The organism is Pseudomonas sp. PL-6 (genome assembly GCF_054110165.1).
The window spans coordinates 1,642,826-1,667,203 of sequence record NZ_CM134189.1 but is presented as its reverse complement, the minus strand read 5'-3'; the positions used below and the strand labels follow the sequence as shown (position 1 = coordinate 1,667,203).

24 protein-coding genes and 1 pseudogene are annotated in these 24,378 nt (G+C 65.8%); 12 read left to right on the top strand and 13 right to left on the bottom strand.

Annotated elements, in window-relative coordinates:
- Positions 1–31 precede the first annotated feature (31 nt).
- From ACW9UL_RS07685 to ACW9UL_RS07665, 5 genes are all read left to right on the top strand, one after another.
- The gene (locus ACW9UL_RS07685; RefSeq protein WP_031303123.1) at positions 32–1,801 is read left to right on the top strand and encodes an N-acetylglutaminylglutamine amidotransferase; all 1,770 of its coding nucleotides are present in this window, start codon (positions 32–34) and stop codon (positions 1,799–1,801) included.
- Between the two features lie 138 nt (positions 1,802–1,939).
- Entirely contained in the window at positions 1,940–3,679 is a 1,740-nt protein-coding gene (ngg, locus tag ACW9UL_RS07680) for an N-acetylglutaminylglutamine synthetase (RefSeq protein WP_457789904.1), read from the top strand.
- 78 nt (positions 3,680–3,757) lie between these two features.
- The gene (locus ACW9UL_RS07675) at positions 3,758–4,957 is read left to right on the top strand and encodes an osmoprotectant NAGGN system M42 family peptidase (RefSeq protein ID WP_021444346.1); all 1,200 of its coding nucleotides are present in this window, start codon (positions 3,758–3,760) and stop codon (positions 4,955–4,957) included.
- Between the two features lie 162 nt (positions 4,958–5,119).
- Positions 5,120–7,864 (top strand): hybrid sensor histidine kinase/response regulator, encoded by a 2,745-nt coding sequence (locus ACW9UL_RS07670; RefSeq protein WP_457789902.1) that lies wholly within the window; start codon positions 5,120–5,122, stop codon positions 7,862–7,864.
- 44 nt (positions 7,865–7,908) lie between these two features.
- Positions 7,909–8,151, top strand: coding sequence for a YheU family protein (locus ACW9UL_RS07665; RefSeq protein WP_021445222.1), 243 nt, complete (start codon positions 7,909–7,911; stop codon positions 8,149–8,151).
- Positions 8,152–8,205: 54 nt separating this feature from the next.
- On the opposite strand, the gene ACW9UL_RS07660 is transcribed toward ACW9UL_RS07665, so the two are convergent.
- From ACW9UL_RS07660 to ACW9UL_RS07645, 4 genes are read right to left on the bottom strand one after another with little or no spacing between them, the layout of a single operon-like run.
- Complete coding sequence (locus tag ACW9UL_RS07660; RefSeq protein WP_457789900.1) at positions 8,206–8,826, bottom strand: HvfX family Cu-binding RiPP maturation protein; 621 nt, start codon at positions 8,824–8,826, stop codon at positions 8,206–8,208.
- 5 nt (positions 8,827–8,831) lie between these two features.
- A complete protein-coding gene (locus ACW9UL_RS07655) occupies positions 8,832–9,542 on the bottom strand; it encodes an HvfC family RiPP maturation protein (RefSeq protein ID WP_457789898.1) in 711 nt (236 codons plus the stop codon).
- Positions 9,539–10,381: an HvfB family MNIO-type RiPP peptide maturase gene (locus ACW9UL_RS07650; protein WP_457789896.1), complete on the bottom strand. Its 843-nt coding sequence runs from the start codon at positions 10,379–10,381 to the stop codon at positions 9,539–9,541. Before ACW9UL_RS07650 ends, ACW9UL_RS07655 begins: the two co-directional genes overlap by 4 nt.
- Before the next feature lie 22 nt (positions 10,382–10,403).
- Positions 10,404–10,697 carry an HvfA family oxazolone/thioamide-modified RiPP metallophore gene (locus ACW9UL_RS07645; RefSeq protein ID WP_021443516.1) on the bottom strand — a complete coding sequence of 98 codons (294 nt, stop codon included), beginning with the start codon at positions 10,695–10,697 and terminating at the stop codon, positions 10,404–10,406.
- A gap of 314 nt (positions 10,698–11,011) precedes the next feature.
- Between ACW9UL_RS07645 and ACW9UL_RS07640 the strand changes: the two genes are divergently transcribed.
- Together ACW9UL_RS07640 and ggpS are read left to right on the top strand one after the other, a co-directional pair.
- Positions 11,012–12,262 carry an MFS transporter gene (locus tag ACW9UL_RS07640; RefSeq protein WP_397496518.1) on the top strand — a complete coding sequence of 417 codons (1,251 nt, stop codon included), beginning with the start codon at positions 11,012–11,014 and terminating at the stop codon, positions 12,260–12,262.
- A 118-nt stretch (positions 12,263–12,380) separates the two neighbouring features.
- The gene (gene ggpS, locus ACW9UL_RS07635) at positions 12,381–14,639 is read left to right on the top strand and encodes a glucosylglycerol-phosphate synthase (RefSeq protein ID WP_457789893.1); all 2,259 of its coding nucleotides are present in this window, start codon (positions 12,381–12,383) and stop codon (positions 14,637–14,639) included.
- 44 nt (positions 14,640–14,683) lie between these two features.
- Here the strand turns inward: ggpS and ACW9UL_RS07630 are convergent, their stop codons facing one another.
- The 4 genes from ACW9UL_RS07630 to ACW9UL_RS07615 form a co-directional block, all read right to left on the bottom strand.
- Positions 14,684–15,013 (bottom strand): hypothetical protein, encoded by a 330-nt coding sequence (locus ACW9UL_RS07630; protein ID WP_457789891.1) that lies wholly within the window; start codon positions 15,011–15,013, stop codon positions 14,684–14,686.
- A gap of 134 nt (positions 15,014–15,147) precedes the next feature.
- The gene (locus ACW9UL_RS07625) at positions 15,148–15,567 is read right to left on the bottom strand and encodes a VOC family protein (protein ID WP_397496515.1); all 420 of its coding nucleotides are present in this window, start codon (positions 15,565–15,567) and stop codon (positions 15,148–15,150) included.
- A gap of 13 nt (positions 15,568–15,580) precedes the next feature.
- Positions 15,581–16,006, bottom strand: a complete 426-nt coding sequence (locus ACW9UL_RS07620; protein ID WP_457789889.1) for a YciI family protein — start codon at positions 16,004–16,006, stop codon at positions 15,581–15,583.
- A gap of 416 nt (positions 16,007–16,422) precedes the next feature.
- Complete coding sequence (locus tag ACW9UL_RS07615) at positions 16,423–17,187, bottom strand: SDR family NAD(P)-dependent oxidoreductase (protein WP_457789887.1); 765 nt, start codon at positions 17,185–17,187, stop codon at positions 16,423–16,425.
- 257 nt (positions 17,188–17,444) lie between these two features.
- On the opposite strand from ACW9UL_RS07615, the gene ACW9UL_RS07610 reads away from it, so the two are divergent.
- Together ACW9UL_RS07610 and ACW9UL_RS07605 are read left to right on the top strand one after the other, a co-directional pair.
- On the top strand, positions 17,445–17,750 hold the full coding sequence (locus tag ACW9UL_RS07610; RefSeq protein WP_457789885.1) for a nuclear transport factor 2-like protein: 306 nt from the start codon (positions 17,445–17,447) through the stop codon (positions 17,748–17,750).
- A gap of 43 nt (positions 17,751–17,793) precedes the next feature.
- On the top strand, positions 17,794–18,663 hold the full coding sequence (locus ACW9UL_RS07605) for a helix-turn-helix domain-containing protein (RefSeq protein ID WP_457790922.1): 870 nt from the start codon (positions 17,794–17,796) through the stop codon (positions 18,661–18,663).
- Positions 18,664–18,676: 13 nt separating this feature from the next.
- On the opposite strand, the gene ACW9UL_RS07600 is transcribed toward ACW9UL_RS07605, so the two are convergent.
- Together ACW9UL_RS07600 and ACW9UL_RS07595 are read right to left on the bottom strand one after the other, a co-directional pair.
- Positions 18,677–19,234: a flavin reductase family protein gene (locus ACW9UL_RS07600; protein WP_457789883.1), complete on the bottom strand. Its 558-nt coding sequence runs from the start codon at positions 19,232–19,234 to the stop codon at positions 18,677–18,679.
- 248 nt (positions 19,235–19,482) lie between these two features.
- On the bottom strand, positions 19,483–20,391 hold the full coding sequence (locus ACW9UL_RS07595) for a LysR family transcriptional regulator (RefSeq protein ID WP_457789881.1): 909 nt from the start codon (positions 20,389–20,391) through the stop codon (positions 19,483–19,485).
- Between the two features lie 146 nt (positions 20,392–20,537).
- On the opposite strand from ACW9UL_RS07595, the gene ACW9UL_RS07590 reads away from it, so the two are divergent.
- The 3 genes from ACW9UL_RS07590 to ACW9UL_RS07580 all read left to right on the top strand — a co-directional run bounded on the left by ACW9UL_RS07590 (position 20,538) and on the right by ACW9UL_RS07580 (position 22,317).
- Positions 20,538–21,074, top strand: a complete 537-nt coding sequence (locus ACW9UL_RS07590) for an NADPH-dependent FMN reductase (RefSeq protein WP_457789879.1) — start codon at positions 20,538–20,540, stop codon at positions 21,072–21,074.
- A 122-nt stretch (positions 21,075–21,196) separates the two neighbouring features.
- The gene (locus ACW9UL_RS07585; protein WP_457789877.1) at positions 21,197–21,934 is read left to right on the top strand and encodes an SDR family oxidoreductase; all 738 of its coding nucleotides are present in this window, start codon (positions 21,197–21,199) and stop codon (positions 21,932–21,934) included.
- A gap of 119 nt (positions 21,935–22,053) precedes the next feature.
- Entirely contained in the window at positions 22,054–22,317 is a 264-nt protein-coding gene (locus tag ACW9UL_RS07580; protein ID WP_457789875.1) for an Atu4866 domain-containing protein, read from the top strand.
- 130 nt (positions 22,318–22,447) lie between these two features.
- Here the strand turns inward: ACW9UL_RS07580 and ACW9UL_RS07575 are convergent.
- The 3 genes and pseudogenes from ACW9UL_RS07575 to ACW9UL_RS07565 all read right to left on the bottom strand — a co-directional run bounded on the left by ACW9UL_RS07575 (position 22,448) and on the right by ACW9UL_RS07565 (position 24,288).
- Positions 22,448–23,654, bottom strand: a pseudogene (locus ACW9UL_RS07575) (MFS transporter).
- Positions 23,651–23,791 (bottom strand): hypothetical protein, encoded by a 141-nt coding sequence (locus tag ACW9UL_RS07570; protein ID WP_457789873.1) that lies wholly within the window; start codon positions 23,789–23,791, stop codon positions 23,651–23,653. Before ACW9UL_RS07570 ends, ACW9UL_RS07575 begins: the two are co-directional and overlap by 4 nt.
- A 302-nt stretch (positions 23,792–24,093) precedes the next feature.
- Positions 24,094–24,288 (bottom strand): hypothetical protein, encoded by a 195-nt coding sequence (locus ACW9UL_RS07565; protein ID WP_457789871.1) that lies wholly within the window; start codon positions 24,286–24,288, stop codon positions 24,094–24,096.
- Positions 24,289–24,378: the final 90 nt, after the last annotated feature.

Here is a 24,378-nt window from a genome sequence, read left to right as displayed (position 1 = left end):
CCTCCCCAACGGCAATACCGGTAAGGAAAATATGTGCGGAATAGCTGGAGAACTACGTTTTGATCGACGCCCCGCGGACCTCGCGGCCGTCGAGCGCATCACCCATCACCTGGCCCCTCGCGGCCCCGACGCCCACGGTTTCCACAGCCAGGGCCCCGTCGCCCTCGGCCACCGCCGCCTGAAGATCATGGACCTGGCCGAAGCCTCCGGCCAGCCGATGATCGACAGCGACCTGGGCCTGTCCATGGTGTTCAACGGCGCCATCTACAACTACCCCGAGCTGCGCGCCGAACTGCAAGAGCTGGGCTACCGCTTCTTCTCCGGCGGCGACACCGAGGTGCTGCTCAAGGGCTACCACGCCTGGGGCGAAAAACTGCTGCCCAAGCTCAACGGCATGTTCGCCTTCGCCGTGTGGGAGCGCGACAAGCAGAGTCTGTTCATCGCTCGCGACCGCCTCGGCGTCAAGCCGCTGTACCTGTCGCGCACCGGCGAGCGCCTGCGCTTCGCCTCCTCGCTGCCCGCCCTGCTGCAGGGCGGCGATATCGCCAGGACCCTCGATCCCGTGGCGCTCAACCATTACCTGAACTTCCACGCCGTGGTGCCGGCGCCGCGCACCATCCTCGCCGGCGTGGAGAAGCTGCCGCCGGCCACCTGGCTGCGCATCGACGCCGACGGCAACTGCCAGCAGCAGAGCTGGTGGCAGCTGGAGTTCGGCCCGCAGCGCGAGGAAATCCCCTTCACCCTGGAAGACTGGCGCGAGCGCGTGCTCGACGGCATGCGCGAGGCGGTGTCGATCCGCCAGCGCGCCGCGGTGGATGTCGGCGTGCTGCTGTCCGGCGGCGTCGACTCCAGCCTGCTGGTCGGCCTGCTGCGCGAGGCCGGGGTAGAGAATCTGCTGACCTTCTCCATCGGCTTCCAGGATGCCGGCGGCGAGCGTGGCGACGAGTTCCAGTACTCGGACCTGATCGCCGAACGCTTCGCAACCCGCCACCACCAGCTGCGCATCGACGAGCACGAGATCATCGAGCAGTTGCCGGCGGCCTTCCGCGCCATGAGCGAGCCGATGGTCAGCCACGACTGCATCGCCTTCTACCTGCTGTCGCGCGAGGTGGCCAAGCACTGCAAGGTGGTGCAGAGCGGCCAGGGCGCCGACGAGCTGTTCGCCGGCTACCACTGGTACCCGCAGGTGGACGGCGCCGACGACGCCTTCGCCGCCTACCGCGCGGCCTTCTTCGACCGCGACTACGACGAGTACGCCGCCTGCGTGCAGCCGCAGTGGCTGACCGGCGACATGGCCGGCGAATTCGTCCGCCAGCACTTCGCCGCCCCCGGCGCCGTCGCGCCGGTGGACAAGGCGCTGCGCCTGGACAGCACGGTGATGCTGGTCGACGACCCGGTCAAGCGGGTGGACAACATGACCATGGCCTGGGGCCTGGAGGCGCGCACGCCGTTCCTCGACTACCGCCTGGTGGAACTGTCGGCGCGTATTCCGGCGCGCTTCAAGCTACCGGACGGCGGCAAGCACGTGCTCAAGGAAGCGGCACGCCAGGTGATCCCCGGCGAGGTGATCGACCGACCCAAGGGCTACTTCCCGGTGCCCGGACTCAAGCACCTGGAAGGCGCCACCCTGGGCTGGGTGCGCGACCTGCTGCTCGACCCCAGCCAGGATCGCGGCCTGTTCAACCCGGCCATGCTCGACCAGTTGCTGACCGACCCGCAGGGCCAGCTGACGCCGCTGCGCGGCTCCAAGCTGTGGCAGCTGGCGGCGCTCAACCTGTGGTTGAGCGAGCAAGGCCTGTAAACGCCTAGGGTGGATGTGAAAAGCGACCTCCACCCTACGCTTCGGCACAGCCGTAGCCCGGATGCAATCCGGGGTTGTCGCGACTCCATTCACGCTCGGATCCGATCCGGGCGTTGCAGACAGCAAAGGACCATTCCAATGCGCACCACTGCCTACAACCAACGCCTGCTGCGCGGTCAGACGCCCTCCTACGAACGCCTGCAGGCGCGTCTGGCCGAGGATCACAACGCCCCGCCCAGCCAGCCGCTGGCCGTGCACTGCGGCTGGGGCCGCCTGCTGATCGGCCACACCTACCCGGATGCCGGCGAACTGGCCGCCGCCCTGCTCGACGAGCAGCCCGGCGAGCGCGATATCGCCCTGTACGTCGCCGCGCCGCACCAGGTGCTGGCGCAGGCGCCGCAGCAGCTGTTCCTCGACCCCTCCGACACCCTGCGCCTGTGGTTCACCGACTACCGGCCGGCGCGCCGCGGCTTTCGCGGTTACCGCATCCGCCGCGCGCAGAACGAGGCGGACTGGCAGGCGATCAACTGCCTGTACCAAATGCGCGGCATGCTGCCGATCGAGCCGGGGAAACTCACCCCCTACAACGAAGGCGGACCCACCTACTGGCTGGCCGAGGACGAGGACAGCGGCGCGGTGATCGGCAGCGTCATGGGCCTCAACCACCAGCGCGCCTTCCACGACCCGGAAAACGGCAGCAGTCTCTGGTGCCTGGCGGTGGACCCACAGTGCAGCCGCCCCGGTGTCGGCGAGGTGCTGGTACGCCACCTGATCGAGCACTTTATGAGCCGTGGCCTGAGCTACCTCGACCTGTCGGTGCTGCACGACAACAAGCAGGCCAAGCAGCTCTACGCCAAGCTCGGCTTCCGCGAGCTGCAGACCTTCAGCCTCAAGCGCAAGAACGGCATCAACCAGCCGCTGTTCCTCGGCCCCGGCCCACAGGCCGAGCTCAACCCCTATGCGCGCATCATCGTCGACGAGGCGCTGCGCCGCGGCATCGAGGTGCAGGTGGACGACGCCGAGGCCGGGCTGTTCACCTTGAGCCAGGGCGGCCGGCGCATCCGCTGCCGCGAATCGCTGAGCGACCTGACCAGCGCGGTGAGCATGACCCTGTGCCAGGACAAGCGCCTGACCCACCGCGCCCTGTCGCGCGCCGGCCTCGCCGTACCGGCGCAGCGCCTGGCCGGCAGCGCCGAGGACAACGCCGCCTTTCTCGCCGAACACGGCGCCCTGGTGGTCAAGCCGGTGGACGGCGAACAGGGCCAGGGCGTGGCGGTCGACCTGCGCACGCCGGGCGAGGTACAGGACGCCATCGAGCGCGCCCGCGTGTTCGACCAGCGCGTGCTGCTGGAAAGCTTCCACCAAGGCCACGACCTGCGCGTGCTGGTGATCGGCTACGAGGTGGTCGCCGCGGCCATCCGCCGCCCGGCCGAGATCATCGGCGACGGCCGCCACAGCGTCGGCGCGCTGATCGACGCGCAGAGCCGCCGGCGCCAGGCCGCCACCGGCGGCGAAAGCCGCATTCCCAAGGACGCCGAAACCCTGCGCACCCTGCACGGCGCCGGCCTCGACTACGACAGCGTGCTGCCGGCCGGTCAGCGCCTGGCCGTGCGCAAGACCGCCAACCTGCACACCGGCGGCACCCTGGAGGACGTCACCGCGATCCTCCACCCGAGCCTGCGCGAGGCGGCGATCAAGGCCGCGCGAGCCCTGGAGATCCCGGTGGTCGGCCTCGACCTGCTGGTGCCGGCCGCCGACCAGCCGCAGCATGTGTTCATCGAGGCCAACGAACGCGCCGGCCTGGCCAACCACGAACCGCAGCCGACCGCCGAACGCTTCGTCGACCTGCTGTTCCCGCTGAGCCAGGTGATCAGCTGAGCGCTGATCGGTAGCCCTCTCCCCCGCCCCCCTCTCCCGTAAACGGGCGAGGGGCAATGGCAACGCCGAGGAGTCCATATGCCGCAACTACCCGAACCCGACCTCGACTACCTGCAGAAGGTGCTGCTGGAGATGCTCGCCATCCCCAGCCCCACCGGCTTCACCGACACCATAGTGCGCTACGTCGCCGAGCGCCTGAACGACCTCGACATCCCCTTCGAGCTGACCCGCCGCGGCACCATCCGCGCCACCCTCAAGGGCCGCCAGAGCGATTGCGAGCGCTGCGACCGCGCGGTGTCGGCACACCTCGACACCATCGGCGCCATCGTCCGCGAGGTGCAGGACAACGGTCGCCTCGGCCTGGCCCCGGTGGGCTGCTGGTCGAGCCGCTTCGCCGAGGGCAGCCGGGTCAGCGTGTTCACCGACCAGGGCGTGCTGCGCGGCAGCGTGCTGCCGCTGATGGCCTCCGGGCACGCCTTCAACACCGCGGTGGACAACCTGCCGATCAGCTGGGACCACATCGAGCTGCGCCTCGACGCCTACACCACCACCCGCGCCGACTGCGAGTCGCTGGGCATCTCGGTGGGCGATTTCGTCGCCTTCGACCCGCTGCCGGAATTCACCGAGAGCGGCCATATCAGCGCCCGCCACCTCGACGACAAGGCCGGCGTCGCCGCCCTGCTGGCCTCGCTGAAGACCATCAAGGAGCACGGCCTGCAGCCGGAGATCGACTGCCACCCGCTGTTCACCATCACCGAGGAGGTCGGCTCCGGCGCCGCCGCCGCGCTGCCCTGGGACGTCAGCGAGTTCGTCGGCATCGACATCGCCCCGGTGGCGCCCGGCCAGCAGTCCAGCGAACACGCGGTCAGCGTGGCCATGCAGGACTCCGGCGGCCCCTACGACTATCACCTGTCGCGCCAGCTGCTGCGCCTGGGCGCCGAGCAGGAAATCCCGGTGCGCCGCGACCTGTTCCGCTACTACCACAGCGACGCGCAGTCGGCGGTCACCGCCGGTCACGACATCCGCACCGCGCTGCTGGCCTTCGGCTGCGACGCCACCCACGGCTACGAGCGCACCCATATCGACAGCCTCAAGGCGCTCAGCCGCCTGCTCACCGCCTACCTGCTCAGCCCGCCGGTGTTCGCCAGCGACGCGCAGCCGGCGCAGGGCTCGCTGGAGCGTTTCAGCCACCAGCTCGAACACGACGCGCAGATGGAAAGCGAGACGCGCGTCCCGCCGGTGGACAGCCTGCTCGGCCAGCACGACAAGGACGCTTGAAGGGGCCCGCGCATCCGGGCAAAGTGGCGCGAAAGAACCCCGGGGGCCGCGAGCGCCCCCGCTGCAACCGCCAGCCATCCCTGGCGGTCACCCTTCGGGCCGTCGCGACGCGACGTTGGACATGATTCCCGGCCATTGTTGGTGGCCCACTGAGGTTTCCGGATGCCTCGTCTATGCCTGGCTTTGCTGCTGTTCTGGCTGACGTCCCCGAGCTGGGCCCTGCCACCCGCGCCGCTGGATAGCGACGACCTGCGCCTTTCCCTCGGCCCCTACACCGGCTACTACGAGGACGTCGGCGGCCAGCTGAGCGTCGACCAGGCGCTGGCGCTGGACGACGACGCCTTCCGCCGCATCACGGGCGAGCACGCCAACCAGGGCAAGAACGCCTCGGTGTGGTGGTTCAAGGTGCGCCTGGTCAACGGCCTGACTCAGGCGCTGGGCGGCTACCTGGAGGTCAACTACCCGCTGCTCGACCACCTGCAGGTGTTCCTCGTCGGCCCCGACGGCCGCCGCCTGGAACAGGAAAGCGGCGACCGCTACGCCTTCTCCCAGCGCCCGGTGCAGGTGCGCAACTTCTGGTTCCCGCTGCAGCTGGAGCCTGGCGTCAGCACCCTGCTGGTGCGCGTCGACACCACCAGCACGGTGTTCGTGCCGCTGTTCTTCAGCACCTACGGCGCCAGCGCGGTGGCCCAAGAAAACCTCATGGGCTTCAACGGCGCGTTCTACGGCGTGCTGTTCGCCATGTTCTGCTACAACCTGTTCCTCTACCTGTCGCTGCGTGAAGCCGCCTACCTCTGGTACCTGGCCTACAACCTCAACGTCGGCCTGCTCGCCGCCTGCTTCGACGGCATGCTGTTCAAGCTGCTGCCCGAGCACGTGGCCTTCCAGTCGGTGAGCATCTACATCCTGATGTACCTGCACTGCCTGACCGCCATCCAGTTCAGCCGCCACTTCCTCCACGCGCGCCAGTACTTCCCGCGCCTGGACACCGGCCTGCGCCTGCTGATGCTGGCCTGCGCCGGCATCCTGCTGTCGGCACCGCTGATCGGCCTTTCCGCCTGGAACATCCTGGCCAGCGTCACCGTCTCGCTGGTGTCGCTGATCCTGTTGCTCACCGGCGTCTACGTCTGGCGCCGCGGCGTGCGCTACGGCTCCTACTACACCCTGGCCTGGGCCATCCTGCTGTTCGCCTTCATCCAGGCCACCACCGGCTCGCTGGGCCTGGAAGTGTTCGGCGTGTTCGGCGCCACGGTGGTGAAGATCGGCGTGACCATCGAGCTGATCACCCTGTCCATCGGCCTGGCCGACCGCATCAACCTGCTCAAGGAGGAAGGCTTCCGCTCGCGCCGCGCCGCCGAACAGGCCGAGTTCGAGAGCCAGGCCAAGAGCCGCTTCCTGGCCAAGATGAGCCACGAGATCCGCACCCCGCTCAACGGCGTGCTGGGCATGCTGCAGCTGCTGCGCGAGACGCCGCTGGATCGCAGCCAGCGCTTCTACGTCGACACCATCTCCAGCTCCGGCAGCTCGCTGATGGCGGTGATCAACGACATCCTCGACTACGCCCGCATCGAGTCCGGCAAGCTCAGCCTGGAGCAGATCGAGTTCGACCTGGAAGACCTGATCTCCGAGACCCTCAGCCTGTTCACCGGCCAGGCCCTGGACAAGCGCCTGCGCCTCTACGTCAGCCTCGAAGGCGGCGTGCCGCGGCGCATCCAGGGCGACCCGACGCGGCTCAAGCAGGTGCTGATGAACCTGCTCAGCAACGCCCTGAAATTCACCCCCGAGGGCCACGTGGCGATCAGCGTCAGCCGCCGCAGCGACAGCCACGGCCAGCCGCACCTGGTGTTTGCCGTCAGCGACAGCGGCATCGGCATCAGCGAGCAGGCCCTGGCCCAGCTGTTCGAATCCTTCGCCCAGGGCGACTCCAGCACCACCCGTCGCTATGGCGGCAGCGGCCTGGGCCTGGCCATCAGCAAGGAGCTGGTGGAGATGATGGACGGCCGCATCGAGGTGCAGAGCACCCCCGGCCAGGGCACCCGTTTCGCCTTCGACATTCCGCTGCTGAGCGCGGCCGAGGCGCCCGACGAACTCGGCCGCCTGCTGGCCGGGCGCACCGCCCTGCTCGCCTCGCTCGACGGCCTCGGCCTGGACGCCGCCAGCCGCCTGCTCGGGCGCTGGGGCATGCGCACCGAACGCTGCCAGACCCCGGAACGCCTACTGGATTACCTGGAGGATTTCGCCGCGCCGCCGCTGCTGGTGCTGATGGCGCCCTGGCCGGGCAGCGTCAACCACTGGCTCGACTCGCTGCGGCCCAAGCTGCAGCCACAGCAGCGCGTGCTGCTGGTCTGCCCGCCCGAAGCCTGCCAGCAGCTGCCGGCCAGCCAGGGCCTGCGCCTGCAGCACCTGGCCCAGCCGATGGCGGTCAACGCCCTGCGCCAGGCGCTGGGCGAACTCTACGAAGAACCCCGCGCACAGGTACATCAGTTGCTCAGAGAGATACGCAGCGACAACCACGACGCCCCCTGCATCCTGGTGGCCGAGGACAACCCGGTGAACCAGCTGGTGGTCCAGGGTTTCCTGAAGAAACGCGGCTACAGCGTGCGCCTGGTCACCGACGGCCAGGCCGCAGTCGCCGAATACGGCCGTGACCCCGGCGCCATCCAGCTGATCCTGATGGACTGCGAGATGCCGCTGATGGACGGCTTCGAGGCCACCCGGCAGATCCGCCGCCTGGAGCGCAGCCAGCAGCTGGCGGCGGTGCCGATCGTCGCGCTGACCGCGCATATCCTCGACGAACACCGCCAGCACGGCCTGGACGCCGGGATGGACGACTTTCTCGGCAAACCGCTGGACAGCGGCCTGCTCTACAGCACCCTGGAGCGCTTTCTTCGGGTGCACAGTGCCTGACGCGCGCGCTAGCATGGGCGCCGTTTGACTGGAGCCTTCCTGCCGTGCTGATTCCCGCTCACCTGCTGCAAGCCGATACCCTCACCGCGCTGATCGAGGACTTCGTCACCCGCGAGGGCACCGACAACGGCGACGAAACCCCGCTGGAAACCCGCGTGCAACGGGTGCGCCGCGCCCTCGACAAGGGCGAGGCGGTGATCGTCTTCGACCCCGACAGCCAGCAGTGCCAGCTGGCGCTCAAGCGCGACGTGCCCAAGGAATGGCTGGTCGAACTACGCCAGGAGTAGGTTGGCGCCGAGCGCAGCGAAGCCCGACCATCGCCGCCCCGGATTGCATCCGGGCTAGGCCCCGCCGTCGATCCGCGTGCGCTGCCGCCGCCAGCGCCGCGCCAGCCAGTAATCCAGGCTCAGCCAGCGCCCCGCCCCGCCGAAGAACAGCGCCAGCAGCATCACCAGGTAGGTGGCGGCGAACTCGATGCCGTTGTTCAGCACCACGAACTGGCCACTGCCGGTCAGCCACTGGTAGTTGCCGTACTCGCGCAACAGCGCCCGTGCCCGCTGCAGTTTCTCCGCCGCCGCCAGCACCCGCTCGTTGGCGAAGGGCGCCGTGGGGTCGGCGATGGCCTGCCAGCCATAGGGCCAGTGCACGGCGAAGATCGCCACCAGCATGGTCACCATCAGCGGAATGCTCACCCAGCGCACCGCCAGGCCGAACAGCAGCAGAATCGCCCCGCCCGCCTCGCTCAGCGCCGCGGCCCAGGCCAGCAGCTCGGGAAACGGCAGGCCCAGGCCCCAGTCCGGGTTGCCGAACCAGGCGGCGGTGGCGTCGATATCCTTGAGTTTCCGCGTACCGGCCATCCAGAACACCGGCACCAGGTACAGGCGCAGCAGCAGCGGGCCGAGAAAATCCAGGCGGCGGGTGGCGTCCAGGGCATCCTGGCATCGATTGAGCACGGCGAGCATGAGGGTCAGTCCTCGGTGGAAGGAAACCAGATGGCGCGCCGCTGCCAGTCGTCCAGCAGCGCGCGGGCGTTATCGAGGTAGTCGCCATCGGCGACCAGGCCATGCTCGGCGGCCAGGGCCGCGAGCGCGGCAGCGGGCGCCTCGCCGGCCTGCAGACGCAGCGCCAGGCGGTAGGCGAACGGCGCCAGCTGCATGAAGCGCACCCTGTCCTGGCCGTCGCGCCAGGCCAGCAGGCAGCTGGGTTCGGCCGGCGGCGTCTCGGGGTGGTAGTCGCGGCCGATGCGCTGCACCGGCCAGGCATAGGCCAGCGGCCAGGCCAGGGGCGACCAGCCGCGGGCCGGCAGCTCGGCCTCGCTGACGTCCAGCGCCAGCTCCAGCCATTCGTAGTGCGCCAGCTCGAGGATGAACGGCGGATCGCCCGCCTGCGCCCGGTAGCCCTGCTGCAGCCAGGCGAGAAATTCCTGGCTGATCGCAAGAAAGTAAGGCGTCGTCGCCCGATGAGCGGCGATAAAGGCGCGCAGCAGCGAGCGCCAGCGCACCTCGTCGAACAGCGAACGCAGCACCGGGAAGGCGCCGCTGACGAAACCCTCGATATTGTTGAAGAACAGCTCTTCATAGACCGCCATGCGCTCGGCCGCGATGCCGGGCAGCAGGGGCTCGGCCTCGGGCTGACGGATGCGCGCGGCGAAGGCGCGCTGATGGTCGACGCCGGTCATGTGCCGTACCTGCGCGCGCCCGCAGCCGCGGCCTGCAGGCGGCGGATCTGCGCCAGCTCGGCGTACAGCTCGGCCAGCGGCGGGAAGTTGAAGTCGCGCTCCAGCAGCGTCGGGCGCACGCCATGACGTGCGTAGGCATGCGCCAGCAAGGCCCACACCGGGTCGATCACCGGCGCGCCGTGGGTGTCGATCTTGAGATCGGCGGCCTGGTCGTAATGCCCGGCCACATGCAGGTAGGCGATGCGCTCGCTCGGCAGCGCGGCGGTATAAGCCTGGGCATCGAAGTTGAAATTGATGCTGTTGACGTAGAGGTTGTTGACGTCCAGCAGCAGCTGGCAATCGGCGCGCTCCAGCACCGCGCGAACGAAGCTCGCCTCGTCCAGCTCGCCCGGCAGCTGCGCGTAAGCCGAGACGTTCTCGATGATCAGCGGCCGCTCCAGCAAGTCCTGGACGATGCGCACGCGCTCGGCAATGCGCACCACCGACTCCTCGGAGAACGGCAGCGGCATCAGGTCGTAGAGCTGGCCGTGATCGGCACAGGCCGACAGGTGCTCGCTGTAGCCGAGCACGCCATGGGCATCGAGAAATGCCTTGATGGCCCGCAGCAGCTCCAGGTCCAGCGGCGCGAAGCCGCTGAGATTGAGGGACAGGCCATGGCAGAGCAGCGGCCGGCGTTCGCTGAGCGCGCGCAGTTGCCTGCCCAGGCGCCCACCGACGCCGATCCAGTTCTCCGGCGCCACTTCGAGAAAGTCCGCACCGCTCGCCCCGTCCTCCTGCAAGGCGGCGAGCAGGCCACGACGCAAGCCGAGGCCGGCGCCGCTGACGAAACGAGCCTGCATGATCCGTCCCCCGTTCCCTGCCTTATTCGCTCTTCTCGGCGCCGCACTTGCCCTCGCCGCATTTGCCTTCGCCGTCGGCCTTCATCTCGCCGCCGCATTTGCCCTCGCCACACTTGCCCTCGCCTTCGGCCTTCATCTCGCCGCCGCACTTGCCTTCGCCGCAGCTGCCCTCATGGCCCTTCTCGTGCGCGGCCAGACTGTAGCCGCTGGCGAGTTCCTCGGCGGCGAAGGGATTGCCCGCCGCCTGAGCGGTGAAGGCGACGGACGTGAGCAGCGCGGCGCCCAGGGTGGCGGTCAGGGTATTGAGCTGTTTCATGGCAATTCTCCAGAAGTTTTCCTGCGTGGGGCCGGATTGGCACCCTCGCTGAAATGGACGGGGCGGCCTGCCTGGCGTTACAGCGCCGCCGGCTCTTTTTTCCGGGCCCATGCAGGAAACACCGCTCGCGGCACGCCGGGACTATCGGCCGAGCCCTGCACCGCCAGGGTGCGCCGCCACGTGCAGAAAAAATCCATGGACCTTTTGTCGATAAATTTACTTTTTATATTTCAACAACTTAATTAATTACCCAGCTATTCATTGGCGTACTCCCTGCTTGCCATCACCGGCACAGTCCCCTAGGGTAGTTCGCCATGTGGTCCCTGATTGCCCCCATCGGCTCGTTGCTGAGTGGGGTCGCGTTACTCCTGCTCGGCAATGGCCTGCTCAACACCCTACTGACCCTGCGTGGCGTCGCCGAAGGCTACTCCACCACGATGCTCGGCCTGATCATGTCCGGGTACTTCGTCGGGTTCCTCCTCGGCACCTGGCTGGCGACGCCGCTGGTCAGACGCATCGGGCATATCCGCGCGTTCGCCTGTTGCGCCGCCCTGGCCGCCATCGCCGCCCTGCTCCACCTGCTGCTGATCGATCCCTGGGTCTGGCTATTCTTACGCGTGCTCTACGGCCTGGCCCTGGTGACGCTGTACATGGTCATCGAGAGCTGGCTCAACGCCCAGGCGCCCAGCGAGCAGCGCGGCCAGGTGTTCGCTGTGTACATGGCGGTCAACCTCGGCGCCCTGGCCCTGGCCCAGCAACTGCTGCACCTGGCCGACCCGGTGCAGTTCACCCTGTTCGCCCTCGCCGCCATCCTGATCAGCGCGGCGCTGATGCCCATCACCCTGACCCGCCAGGCCCAGCCGAGCCTGCCGGAAGCGCCGCCGAGCAACCTGCGCCAGCTGTGGGCCATCGCGCCACTGGCCATAGTCGCGGCGGGCCTGTCCGGCCTGGCGCTCGGCGCCTTCTGGGGCATGGCGCCGGTGTACGCCAGCCTGGCCGGCTTCGATACGCCCGGCGTCGGCCTGCTGATGACCGCGACCATCCTCGGCGGCGCCCTGCTGCAATGGCCCATCGGCCTCTACTCGGATCGCCACGACCGCCGTCGGGTGCTGCTCTGGGTGGTGCTGCTGGCCGTGGCCCTGGCGCTGGTCATGAGCCTGCTGCCGGCCGGCCCGTTGCTGCTCGGCGCGATCTTCGTCTGGGGCGGCCTGGCCTTCGCCATCTACCCCATCGCTGTGGCGCAGCTGATCGACCAGCTGCGCAGCGACGAGATCCTCTCCGGCTCCGCCAGCCTGCTGATGGTCAACGGCATCGGCTCGGTGTGCGGGCCGCTGCTGGCCGGCGTACTGATGGAGCAACTCGGCGCCGGCGCGCTGCCGCTGTACTTCGCCTGCACCCTGGGCCTGCTGGCCGCCTACGCCTTCTACCGGCTGCGCCATGTCAGCGACCTGGTCAGCGGCGACGCCGCCCACTTCGTGCCCATGCTGCGCACCAGCCCCACGGTGCTGGAACTGATGCCCGATGCACCGCCCCATGATTCGACGGAGGAGACGACCACGTCCTGAAGTCATGCCACCGGCTGTTTCGGCAAGGCCCCGAGCCTATCCCAAGCAGCCAGAAACCCGGCCCGTCGGCCGCGCGCATTAGCGCCGAGCCGCACAGGCCACTTCTGGAGAAACTACGATGCTATTAGCTACCGATCTGGATGGAACCTTTCTCGCCGGCGACCCCGAAGATCGCCTGAGCCTCTATCAGACCATCGCCGCCCACCCGGAGATCAAGCTCGCCTACGTCACCGGGCGCAGCCTGGAGGCGGTGCTGCCGCTGCTGGCCGACCCGACGCTGCCGCAGCCGGATTACATCATCGCCGACGTCGGCGCGACGCTGGTGCATGGCGACAGCCTGCAACCTATCCAACAGCTGCAAAGCCTGGTCGATGCCCGCTGGCCCGGCGAAACCCAGGTGGCCAGCGCCATCGAGCCGTTCGCCCTGGAGCGTCAGGACGTGCCGCAGGCGCGCCGCTGTTCCTACTTCTGCACGCCCGAGCAGGCGGCCAACCCGGCGCTGCGCGAGATCGCCGACGCGCTGGGCTGCGACCTGCTCTACTCCGCCGAGCTGTACCTGGATTTCCTGCCCAAGGGCGTGAACAAGGGCAGCAGCCTCAAGGCCCTGGCCGACTGGCTTGAGCTGGACCACGACCAGGTGCTGGCTGCTGGCGACACCCTCAACGACCTGTCCATGCTCAGCGCCAGCTTCCACGGCGTCTGCGTCGGCCAGTCGGAAACCGCACTGCTGGAAGCCACCGCCAACCACTCGCGCACCCTGCACGCCAGCCGACCGGGCTGCGGCGGCATCCTCGAAGCCTTCGCCCACTTCGGCTTTCTCGGCGAGCACGGCATCGCCGCCGAACGCCGCCAGGCCGCGCAACCGGGCAAGGCCGAGCTGGTGATGGTCTATCACCGCCTGCCCTACGAGGAATACCGCAATGCCGCCGGCAAGCTGCAACGCCGCCGCCCGACCTCGCCCAACGGCATCATCCCCACGCTGCTGAGTTTCTTCGGCGACGGCCGCCCCGGCTCCTGGGTCGCCTGGGCCGTGCACGAGGACGACGCCGAGCCCTTCGACAGCCACACCACGGTGGATGCCGAGCGCTATCCCAAGCTCACCGCCGCGCGGGTCAAGCTGAGCAAGGAAGAAGTGGACATCTTCTACAAGCGCTTCTCCAAGGAAGCCTTCTGGCCGACCCTGCACACCTTCTGGGAGCGCGCCACCTTCAACGAGGACGACTGGCAGGTGTTCTGCAAGGTCAACCGCGCCTTCGCCGCGCGCACCGCGCTGGAGGCCGCCGAGGGCGCCATCGTCTGGCTGCACGACTACAACCTGTGGATGGTGCCGGCCTACCTGCGCGAGCTGCGCCCGGACCTGCGTATCGCCTTCTTCCACCACACCTACTTCCCCTCGGCGGACGTGTTCAACGTGCTGCCCTGGCGCCGGCAGATCGTCGGCAGCCTGCTGCAGTGCGACTACATCGGTTTTCACATCCCGCGCCAGGTGGAGAACTTCGTCGACGTCGCCCGCGGCGTATTCCCGCTGCAGACCCTGAGCCGGCACAACTGCGCGCCGCGCTTTATCACCTATGGCTGCGCCGTGGGTCTGGAGCGCATGACCACCGCGCTGGACACCGGCACCCGCCAGGTCAGGCTCGGCGCCCACCCGGTCGGGCTGGATATCGACCGCGTGCGCAGCGCCCTGGAAGCGCCGAAGATCAAGGAGCTGATGGCGCACCTGCGCGAGGAGATGCAGGGGGTCAAGCTGATCCTCTCGGTCGAGCGCCTCGACTACACCAAGGGCATCCTGGAAAAGCTCAACGCCTACGAGCGGCTGCTGGCCGACAACCCGGAGCTGCTGGGCAAGGTCACCCTGGTCAGCGTGTGCGTGCCGGCAGCCAAGGAAATGACCATCTACGACGAGCTGCAGACGCAGATCGAACAGGCGGTGGGCCGCATCAACGGCCGTTTCGCCCGCATCGGCTGGACACCGCTGCAGTTCTTCTTCCGCAGCCTGCCGTTCGAGGAAGTCAGCGCCTGGTACGCCATGGCCGACGTGATGTGGATCACCCCGCTGCGCGACGGCCTGAACCTGGTGGCCAAGGAGTTTGTCGCAGCGCAGGGCCTGCTCGGTGGGCGCGGCGTGCTGGTGCTGTCGGAATTCGCCGGCGCCGCGGCCGAACTCAAGGGCGCGCTGCTGACCAACCCGCACGACCCGGCCGATCTGGCGCAGACCTGCTACCTGGCGCTGAACCTGCCCGCGAGCGAGGCCCAGGCGCGCCTGCGCGAGCTGTTCGATATCGTCTGCTACAACGACATCCGCCGCTGGGGCGAGGAGTTTCTCGCCGGGGTCGAACCGTTGCAGGAAAGCGAGGTGCTGGAGCTGGCCGGTTGAATCCGTTGCTGCGCACGGCCCAGGCGGCCGCGCGCCTCCCCGGCTCAGTACCCCCCACCGCCGCGGCCGCGTCCCGGCTTGCCGTACTTCTTGTTCAGGCCAGGCGGCACGCCTTTGGCTCCCTTGGCCCAAGGGCCGTCGTGCCGGCCGGAGGAATACCAGTGGTTGTCGTGCCAGCGGTAATAGATGTGGTCGCGGTAGTACAGGTGCGGCCAGCCGATGACCACATAGGCGTCGATACCCGGATCCCAGCGCCACTCGACGTGAGGTGGCGGCGCATAGTACGGAGGCGGACGGTGCCCGCCGACGTGCACGCTGCAGGCCGTCAGCGGCACCGCCAGGCCCACCAGCAGCAGCAGATAGCGCAGTTTCATCGCGAAGCCCTCTTGCCGGCCCTGTCTTGAGCTTAGACCTCGGCTTCTTCGCGTGGTTTTCAGGCGACCTGGGGGCCAGGCGGGCAGCGCGCCCCGCGACATGCGCGGGCCGACACCGCCCGAGGCGGTCCGGCTCAACCCTGCTGGCTATCCACCGCGCAGTTGATCATCCAGGACACACCGAAACGGTCGGTGAGCATGGCGAAACGCGTGGCCCAGAAGGTGGCCTGCAACTCCATCTGCACCGAACCGCCAGCCGACAGCGCGGCGTATAGGCGCTCGGCCTCGGGCACGTTGTCCACCTGCAGGGAAACGGAACAGCCCTTGATGCCCTCATAGGGGTACTGCGGCAGATTGTCGGAGGCCATCAGTAACTGGTCGCCGACCGTCAGGCACACATGCATGATGCGTTGCTGGTACTCGGCCGGGACCTCCATATCCTCCGGGCTGTCGGCGTAGCGCATCATTTCCAGCTGGCCGCCGAAAACTTCCGCGTAGCGGTTGAAGGCGGCCTCGCACTGGCCGTCGAACATCAGATAGGCATGAATCTTCATCACAGCACTCTCCTTAGTTTTCAATGCCGATGCGCGCGCGAATGCGGTCTTCCTGCTCGCGCAACTCGGAGGTGAACTCTTCGCCGAAATCCTCGGCCTCGAAGATCTGGCGGATCTCGATCTCGGAATCGCCGGGCATCGGGTTGGGGCAGCGCTTGACCCACTCGATGCATTCGGCGAGCGAGGCCACCCGGAAGATCCAGAAGCCGGCGATCAGCTCCTTGGTTTCCGCGAAGGGGCCGTCGATCACCGTGCGCTGACTGCCGGCAAAGCGCACCCGCGCGCCCTTGCTGCTGGGCTGCAGGCCTTCGCCGGCGAGCATCACGCCGGCCTCCACCAGTTCCTCGTTGTAGCGCCCCATCGCCGCCAGCAGCTCCTCGCTGGGCATCACACCGGCTTCGGAATCCGCGGTGGCCTTGACTATCACCATGAAACGCATCGCCTGTCTCCTTGTTCGAGTCGAAGTAGCGCAGGGGTCTCCCTACGGCTGACACTGAACCCATGGCTGGGGTTCTGAAGACTAGTCGAGCGGGCGATGGACGATTCGACAGCGATCGGAAAAAAATTTCAGGCCGTGGATAAAGACGACGGCGTCTGTATGGCGAAATCCTTTCTGGGCCATGGAACGAAGCGCCGAGCATAACCACGTAAAGGGCGCCGTGCGCACCGGTACGGGCAACCAGGGCATGCGGATGCTGGCGACGCTGGCCATCCTATCTGGCGGGCGCAAGGAGCCATCATCAAGGGCCGGAAGCGCCCGATATCCTTTGGCCGCGACAGGCGCGACCATTAGCGGACTCTCCGGCTGGACGGTACGACCAGTGCCGATTGGCACTGGTCGCCATCTTCGCTGGATCAACCGGCCGTAACGGTCATACCGCCATCTGCCATAACCACCGATCCGACGATGAAGCTGGCCCGATCCGAGGCGAGGAATGCCACCACCTCGGCGATCTCCTCCGGTTGAGCCGCACGACCGATGGGGGCGGCCTCGCCATGCTGCGCCAGGAACCCCGGGCCATCCTCGACCACGTCGTTGAGGATGTTGGTGATGACGTCGCCGACGCCGATGGCATTGACCCGGATGCCGTATTCGATGGCTTCGAGTGCCAGGGTGCGGGTCAGCTGAGCCAGCGCGCCCTTGGAGGCGGTGTACGCAGCAATGGTCGGGAAGGCGAAGTAGGAGGCGTAGGAGGCGATGTTGATGATGGCGCCCGACTTGTTCGGCATCATCGCCTTGACCGCCTCGCGGGAATGCAGGAAGGCCGCGGTGGCGTTCACCGCCTGGATACGCTCCCAATCTTCGCGCGTCATATCGATCACCAGCTTGTTGATGATGATGCCGGCATTGTTGACCAGGATGTCCAGCCGGCCGAACTTCTCCACAGCCAGCCCGACGGCGCGCTCGGCGGCTCCGTCCTCGGTGATGTCAGCCACCAGCGGCACCAGCCCTGGGCGCGCAAGCTCCTCGACGGCAGGGTTAAGGTCCTCGGCGATGACCTTGGCTCCCCTCGCGTGCAGCATCAGTGCGATGGCCTTGCCGATACCGCTGGCTGCGCCGGTAACCAGTGCAACTTTGCCGGCGACCTCTTGGATAACGGTGTTGTTGATAACAGTCATGGTGATCTCCTTCGTCACGAGCCGGCGAGAAATTCGCGGCCCAGCGCCCTCAGGCGCTGTCGTTTTCGACGGGCTCACTGTCTCGCAATGGAATCAGCCGGGCTTTGGGGTAATTGCCGGCGATGTCGGAGTTTTGCGCTGAACTGGTCCTGTCGGAGAAGGGCTGCTGCGCCTGTATGTCCCTGTGGGCCAAGCGAGTGTTCACGGCCTGTCGTTGAGCCCGGGATAAGATGGGATCAACGTTCGAGGGAAGAGAAATGATTCAGGGCCGGCCCCCTGCGCTGGCGGGCGCTGAGATCAAGGCTGAAGGGCTCTGCAAGCAGACGGGACGAATCTATCAACTGGCTTATGTTCTGTTCGTGCGCGTCGAAAACGGCAAGCCGGCTTCCAGCCACGCATGCCTCGATCCGGCCAGGGCTGCGATCGCCCTGGACGCACCAGAGTCGGGCTGGTGGACCGAGCGCTGCAACCTGCTCGAAAACGGCGCGCTGCGTTACCCTAACGGTGCCGCCCCCTGCGCGGGGCATCGCCGATGGAGAACCTGTGGGCCCTCTCGAATCTGACGAGCGCGCTGCCAGCGGTCAGCAACGCATCGCCGCCGAATCGATGCCGCAGCACCTACCGGGCAAGCCTCGCCTATTGCCGGCGCGCCCGCAATTGCAGGACGCCGTGATGCAGCTGTACAGCCATCACACCGTTACCGACCCGGTACTGGTCCCTGCGGTTGTGGAGCCATTACTGGTGCTGGTCTTGGCAGGATCGGCCAGGGTCGAGGAGCGCTCACTCGGCGGGCCATGGCAGGCGGCAGAGGTGCAGGTCGGCGACTTCTTCCTGACCAGCACCAGCGAACCCTATGAGATGCGCTGGCAAACCCACGGCGCCGATTGCTTCGAGGTGATGCACCTCTATCTGGGTTTGCCGCTGATCGATCTGGCTGCACGCGAGGTGCTGGGCGATCAGCAAAGGCCGGTAACCTTTCGCGATATCTCCGGTGCCCGCGATGAGCGGGTGACCGCCATGTTGCAGCAGATACGCAAAGAGCAGGTCGACGAACACCAACCCAGCCCTCTGTTGGTGAATTGCCTGGCCCAGGCGCTCGCGGTGCATCTGGTACGCAATTACCTGGATCCGCACAGCCCAACTCGGAGAGCCAATGCGCTGCAGGCGTACAAGCTTCGCCGTGTGGTCGAGGCGATGAACGAGCGCCTTGCCGAAGATTTCAGCCTGGCCTACCTGGCTCAGATCGCGGACCTCAGCGAATACCACTTCAGCCGGATGTTCAAACGCGCCACCGGCCTTTCACCCTCGCAGTACTTCATCCGTCTGCGCATGAACCGCGCCCGGAGTCTGCTGCTCGAGACCGACCGCAGCGTCATCGACATTGGGCTGGAGGTCGGGTATTCGAGCCCGAGCCATTTCTCGCAAGTGTTTCGCCGGGAGGTGGGCGTCACCCCCAGCGCCTATCGGCAAACCTGAGCCACGCCAGATCTCAGAGATTCTGGGGCAAGAAGCGCTCACTCAAATCCAGGGTTCGACCGGCAACGCGGAATTGTCCTCGCCCCTGGTAGTGCAACGTGGCCGGCTCGGTAACAGTCGAGGCCACATGCCCCTTGACGACTTCCCCGATGAACAGACCGTACTCGTCAATCTGGCTGTCGTCGGCCAAGCGGCACTCGAAGCTTGCGTAGCATTCGTCGATGAGGGGCGCCTTCACCCGCGTTGCAGGCGCCGCCGTCAGGCCACAGGTTGCGAACTTGTCGGAGGATCTGCCCGAGCTGTTGCCCACGGCGACGACGGCCTCGACCAGCTCGGCGGTCGGCACGTTGATCACACACTCCCGGCTTCGGCGGATCAGCTCATGGCTATGGTTGCCTTCCCAGATGTAGCAACCGAATAGCGCAGGCCTGAACTGCATCATCATGTGCCAACCCATGGTCATGATGTTGCGCTCACCTCGCCAACTGGAGGTGACCAGGACTATCGGGCCCGTCTCGAGATGACGTCGGGTTTCGACCAGCGGAAAGTCGGTTTTCTGATAGCGGCGCATGCCCGTCTCCTCTGCTTGAACAATGGAGCGCCAGGCTTCCGCAGTCCCGGCGCCTTTGCTGTCGCGAGCCTGCCTACCCTGTCGGGGAATTACGGCCAGAAGAAGCCGGGCATCTGCGCGGCTTTTGATGCGCCTGGGACACGAGGTCCGACGACCACGGACTCGAATGGCGACTGGTTATAGTCGATCACTTGCGAGGCGCCGTGACGCGGGGATGGCTGGTGCCAGCAAGCGGAGCAGTCATCCGCTCAACGGATAGTGAGGTGGGCCGCCAGGAAATCCATGAACACTCTGACCCTGGTGGGCAACCGCCCGCCTTGCCCCACGTAGACCGCGTGGACCTCGGTTTTCACCGCGGGCAGGTAATCCTCCAGCACCGGCAGAAGCCTGCCTGCGGCCAGATCCTGCTCGACCTGACAGAAGCCGACGCGCGCGAGGCCGAGCCCCAGGAGCGCCAGGTCGCGAACGCCGTTGCCATCACTGACTCGAGCGTTGCCCGCCACCGGCACAGAGATCGCCTCGCCATTCTTTTCCCTGAGGCCCCACTCCATGGAAGGCTGGCTGAAGGTGAACCCCAAGCAGTTATGGGCCGCGAGCTCCGACGGCACCTGCGGGGTACCGTGCGCTTCGAGATAGGCAGGCGATGCCACGATCAGGGTCCGAGTCTCCCCCAAACGTCTGGCGACCAGGTTCGAGTTCTTGAGCGGGCCACTGCGGATCGCGACGTCCGCACGGGAGCTGATCAGGTCAACGACTTCATCGCTCAGGTACACCTCTACCGAGACCCCTGGGTGGTGCTCGAGAAGCTCGGTCAGCAGCGGCAGCAGATACAGTCGGCCGATGTCCACGTTGCAGTTGACCCGCACGATTCCCTGAGGCGCCGAGCTGGCTGCAGCCTCCTGCTCCGCCTCATCGAGAGCGGCCAGGATGGTCAGGCAGCGCTCATAGAAGGCTGCCCCTTCGGGAGTCAGCAGTTGCCGACGTGTCGAGCGATTGAGCAGGCGGGCGCCAAGCCTGCTCTCCAAACGAGAAACCAACTTGCTTACCGCCGAGGGGCTCATCGCGCAGCTTTTGGCCGCTGCCGTGTAACCGCCATCCTCGACGACTCTGACGAAGACGCTCATTTCGGCGAAGCAGTTTATGTCTAGCCGTCTCATATGAATTCAAGTCACAAGTGGTATGCCTGAGGACCGGCTATATCGGCCGGATCATCGCTCTTACGCTGTTTCTCAAAGCCCGAGCTGAACCTCGAAATTCAGCAACAGACGTGCCACCGCAAGCGGAAATGTGTCGGGAGGATGAGATGAACAGCAAGGTCAAACTGGTCCTGATCTACGAAGGAAACGATGAAGAAGCCATAGGCACTGCGTTGGCGAGCTGGGCCTCGATGGTTATAGCGCAACGCGCTGAATTCGACTGCTGCCTGCTCGATACCTCTCAACAGCGAGCAGCGCTTGGTCAACTCGCCAAGGCCGATGCCTTCCTGATCCTCGCGTCGGAACAAAGCCATGGTTACTCCGCCGAACTGAAGACCTTCATCGACCAGGTGACGATTCGCTGGCAGGCCAGACCGGTGGCCTTCATTGACTATGGCGGTGCATCGGGTGGCATGAACGCCATAGCTCAGCTTCGCCAGGTCCTGGCGGGGCGGCACGCCGTTCCCATCTGCAGCGTAGTCACACTGCCCAATCCGTGGGCGCTATTGGATGAGAATGGATCTTGTCGCCTGGCGGATCAGGCAAGAATTCCCATGGCACGCATGTTGGTATTACTGAACTGGTGGGCAATAGGCCTTAGGTCAGCACGGGAGAAAAAGCCTTATGAGCTGGTGAGCCAGTAACGGCAGTTGTACAGGATTAGGCAATAACTGCGCAGTAATCGATTAACGACTACCCGTCCCTTAACCCTAATCTTTTTCCAGGCCCACCTGCGGGTGAACAGTGAACCGGAGAGGAAAAGACCATGAAGAATGTTGAAGGCAAGGTCATCGTCATTACTGGCGCCAGCAGCGGTATTGGTGAAGCCACTGCACGGCTGCTGGCCAGCCGCGGAGCGAAGGTGATGCTGGGCGCTCGGCGCACTGACCGTCTCGAGCAGATTGCAGGCGAGATTCAGGGAACCGGTGGAACTGCCGCGTTTCGGGCCCTCGATGTGACCAGCAGACAGGACGTCCGGGACTTCATTGACTTCACCGTCACTCGCTTCGGTCGGGTCGATGTCCTGATCAACAACGCGGGCGTAATGCCGCTTTCCAAACTCGAAGCTCTCAAGGTGGACGAGTGGGACCGCATGATCGATGTCAACATTCGTGGGGTGCTGCACGGCATCGCAGCGACTCTTCCGCTGATGCAGCAGCAACGCGCCGGGCAGATCATCAACATCGCCTCGATTGGTGCATACGCCGTCAGTCCGACCGCGGCTGTCTACTGTGCGACCAAGTACGCCGTGCGAGCCATTTCCGAGGGCCTCCGGCAGGAGGTCGGCGGCGACATCCGGGTGACCGTCATCGCACCTGGCGTAACCGAATCCGAGCTGGCTGACAGTATCTCCGATGAGGGCGGTCGCGCCGAAATGGTGGAGTTCCGCAAGATCGCCATCCCTGCCGAGGCCATCGCTCGAGCAATCGCCTATGCCGTCGAACAGCCCGCGGACGTAGACGTCAGCGAGCTGATCGTGCGGCCCACCGCGAGCCCCTTCTGACGGTTGAGCAACTACGCGGCTGGCCTTCTGTAAGGCCAGCTAGCGCGCAGGCTCGCGCAGCCGCATCGCCAAGACCAGGCAAGGCAAGTCGCATCTTTCCCAAGCAGAGGATCAGCAAAATGGCGAAACCGTGGGGAGATCAGAACAAGTACGTTGGCATGTGGGTTACCGCGGATGGCCGCATTCGTCACGAGCTGCTTGCCGGTGGCCGCTATGATGAAGCCCGCGGCAAGAAGAAAAGTGCCTATCAGGGGCGCTACTGGCTTGAGGGCGACCATATCGAATATGTGGACGATACCGGCTTCACCGCAGATGGCGAGTTCCGCGATGGTGTGCTCTACCACGCCGGGATGGTTCTCTATCGCGAAGAGATGGAATCCTAACTAGGAGCTGACCGTCCGCTATTGGCCGGAAGCGGTCATCGGTGACACGCAGCTACCGGCCAATAGCTGACCTTTCAATCCCATTGCGATAGATATCTACAGCCGATGCCAGAGATATTTATGCAACCGTCTAACCCGCTGCTGACACAGCCGCGCTACGCGCCTTGCGGGTCATTAGATGGAACAGGCTAAAGGCACTTACAGCGAATGCGCCCTGCAGACCCATCATCGGCCAGGCAGTGCCGTCCTGCAGGGCGCTTAGCAATAAGCCACTGCAAGTAGCACCGAGCATCTGCGAGAAGCCCATCAGGCCAGCGGCGAGCCCAGCACGATGAGCATTGGGTATGACCACGCCAGCAACCGACGCAGGGATCAGCATGCCGCCCCCCAGGGTTACCAGTACCTGCGGCAGGGAGACGCCCAGCACCGACAAACCGAGTGCAGAGTGCAGAGTGCACCAGAATAGAGAGTACGGCACCGGCAGCGACCAAACTGATGCCAATCCCCACAATGCGCTGCGGCCCCAATTGCATGATCTTGCGCTGGGTGAACAGGGCACCGGCGATCAGGCCAGAGATTGTTATTCCAAACACCATTCCGTACTGCGCCGAGCTCAGTCCCAGCAGATTGATGTAGACCGCGGATGAGCCTGCTATCACAGCGAACATCGCTCCGTAGGTACCCGCAAGGGTCAAGGCCAGGGCACGACTAGAACGCTGCTTGAGCAGGTCGAAGTAGTCCCGCGCCAAGGTAGCCGGATGCCCAGCTGTGGGATCAAGGCTGAGATTGGACTCACGGTAGAACGCCAGCACCAACAGCAACGCGATGCTACCTATAGCCATCGACGCCAGAACGGGGGCATGCCAGCCACCCCATTGGGTCAGCAGACCACCTACCATCGGAGCCAGGGCGATTGCGCTGAGCATACCGATGACCGTCAGCGCCAAGGCCGGCGCGGCCTGGGCCTTCCAAGCATCGCGGACGATAGCTCGCGCCAGGACCAAAGCGGCGCAGGCACCAAAACCTTGGGCCACACGCCCGAGGATGAAGCCGGTCATGCTGTCGGCCAGCAGCATCCAGCCAGTGGCGGCCAAATAAAGCGTGAGGCCGCCGATCAGAACCGGCCGCCGGCCAATCCGATCGGATAGCGGTCCCAGCAGCAACTGTCCGATACCAAATGCGGCGACAAAACCGGACAACGCCGCAACGCTGGCTCCAGGCATCGCACCGAGGCCCTGTTCGATCCTGCTCAGGGCAGGAATCAACAACTGTGTGGAGATTTCCCCCAGGGCAGTTAGCATCATCAGGATTGCAAGCAGCAGACGGGATGGGCTCATGACCTGGCTCCTTCTTCTACGCCTTTCAATGCCAGGGCAATCAACTGCCATTCCATGGCCTGCCAGTCGTCGTTGCTAACGGCGAGCGCCAAAGCGCATTTCGCATCGCACTGCACCGCTTGTTGTTCATTGCTCATCGAGTGCACCTCCGTTGGTTGTTTCGTCCTCGGCAGGACAATTCATATTATGAGCAACATATATACACGAAATTAGATTATGACCATCATATTTTAGACGTGTGGTACTCCGCCCCGGCAGCCGCCCTATCCAAAGATCGCACTATGAAACACCTTGCCCTGCTTGCCCCGACTCCCGCGTCTCTGCTGGCTTTCTCCGGTGTTCTGGTCGTCCCTGACCTTTGTGCTAATGGGCGGCATGCTGGTGGGTACCGTTCAGCCCCTGCTGTCCCTACCGGCGCTGTGCGCACTGGCACTGAGCTTCAGTCACTCATCCAGGATAAAAGCTTGGCCGGACTGGGAGGGCGATCAGCAGCCAGCAGCAGACTCCTTATTGGCGTCGTCTGGAAACAAACACCGCTGGAGTTACGGTGATTCTCGCTGGCGGCGTTGCTGTGTACGGCAACGCCAGCCAGCGAAAAGACGACGGACGTCAGCAGGTTCTTCAGGGCCATCATCGGATAGCTTCCGCTCGGATTGTGGGCATCATTCCTGACCTGCTTCGCTCATCTCGGCGACCAGGTGGTCGGACCAAGACTCGAAGACGC

Bases quoted from the DNA above. Each gene is read 5' to 3' on its own strand.
- ACW9UL_RS07685 (WP_031303123.1), top strand. From the start codon at position 32: ATGTGCGGAATAGCTGGAGAACTACGTTTTGATCGACGCCCCGCGGAC.
- ngg (WP_457789904.1), top strand. From the start codon at position 1,940: ATGCGCACCACTGCCTACAACCAACGCCTGCTGCGCGGTCAGACGCCC.
- ACW9UL_RS07675 (WP_021444346.1), top strand. From the start codon at position 3,758: ATGCCGCAACTACCCGAACCCGACCTCGACTACCTGCAGAAGGTGCTG.
- ACW9UL_RS07670 (WP_457789902.1), top strand. From the start codon at position 5,120: ATGCCTCGTCTATGCCTGGCTTTGCTGCTGTTCTGGCTGACGTCCCCG.
- ACW9UL_RS07660 (WP_457789900.1), bottom strand. From the start codon at position 8,826: ATGCTCGCCGTGCTCAATCGATGCCAGGATGCCCTGGACGCCACCCGC.
- ACW9UL_RS07655 (WP_457789898.1), bottom strand. From the start codon at position 9,542: ATGACCGGCGTCGACCATCAGCGCGCCTTCGCCGCGCGCATCCGTCAG.
- ACW9UL_RS07650 (WP_457789896.1), bottom strand. From the start codon at position 10,381: ATGCAGGCTCGTTTCGTCAGCGGCGCCGGCCTCGGCTTGCGTCGTGGC.
- ACW9UL_RS07645 (WP_021443516.1), bottom strand. From the start codon at position 10,697: ATGAAACAGCTCAATACCCTGACCGCCACCCTGGGCGCCGCGCTGCTC.
- ACW9UL_RS07640 (WP_397496518.1), top strand. From the start codon at position 11,012: ATGTGGTCCCTGATTGCCCCCATCGGCTCGTTGCTGAGTGGGGTCGCG.
- ggpS (WP_457789893.1), top strand. From the start codon at position 12,381: ATGCTATTAGCTACCGATCTGGATGGAACCTTTCTCGCCGGCGACCCC.
- ACW9UL_RS07630 (WP_457789891.1), bottom strand. From the start codon at position 15,013: ATGAAACTGCGCTATCTGCTGCTGCTGGTGGGCCTGGCGGTGCCGCTG.
- ACW9UL_RS07625 (WP_397496515.1), bottom strand. From the start codon at position 15,567: ATGAAGATTCATGCCTATCTGATGTTCGACGGCCAGTGCGAGGCCGCC.
- ACW9UL_RS07620 (WP_457789889.1), bottom strand. From the start codon at position 16,006: ATGCGTTTCATGGTGATAGTCAAGGCCACCGCGGATTCCGAAGCCGGT.
- ACW9UL_RS07615 (WP_457789887.1), bottom strand. From the start codon at position 17,187: ATGACTGTTATCAACAACACCGTTATCCAAGAGGTCGCCGGCAAAGTT.
- ACW9UL_RS07610 (WP_457789885.1), top strand. From the start codon at position 17,445: ATGATTCAGGGCCGGCCCCCTGCGCTGGCGGGCGCTGAGATCAAGGCT.
- ACW9UL_RS07605 (WP_457790922.1), top strand. From the start codon at position 17,794: ATGCCGCAGCACCTACCGGGCAAGCCTCGCCTATTGCCGGCGCGCCCG.
- ACW9UL_RS07600 (WP_457789883.1), bottom strand. From the start codon at position 19,234: ATGCGCCGCTATCAGAAAACCGACTTTCCGCTGGTCGAAACCCGACGT.
- ACW9UL_RS07595 (WP_457789881.1), bottom strand. From the start codon at position 20,391: ATGAGACGGCTAGACATAAACTGCTTCGCCGAAATGAGCGTCTTCGTC.
- ACW9UL_RS07590 (WP_457789879.1), top strand. From the start codon at position 20,538: ATGAACAGCAAGGTCAAACTGGTCCTGATCTACGAAGGAAACGATGAA.
- ACW9UL_RS07585 (WP_457789877.1), top strand. From the start codon at position 21,197: ATGAAGAATGTTGAAGGCAAGGTCATCGTCATTACTGGCGCCAGCAGC.
- ACW9UL_RS07580 (WP_457789875.1), top strand. From the start codon at position 22,054: ATGGCGAAACCGTGGGGAGATCAGAACAAGTACGTTGGCATGTGGGTT.
- ACW9UL_RS07570 (WP_457789873.1), bottom strand. From the start codon at position 23,791: ATGAGCAATGAACAACAAGCGGTGCAGTGCGATGCGAAATGCGCTTTG.
- ACW9UL_RS07565 (WP_457789871.1), bottom strand. From the start codon at position 24,288: ATGATGGCCCTGAAGAACCTGCTGACGTCCGTCGTCTTTTCGCTGGCT.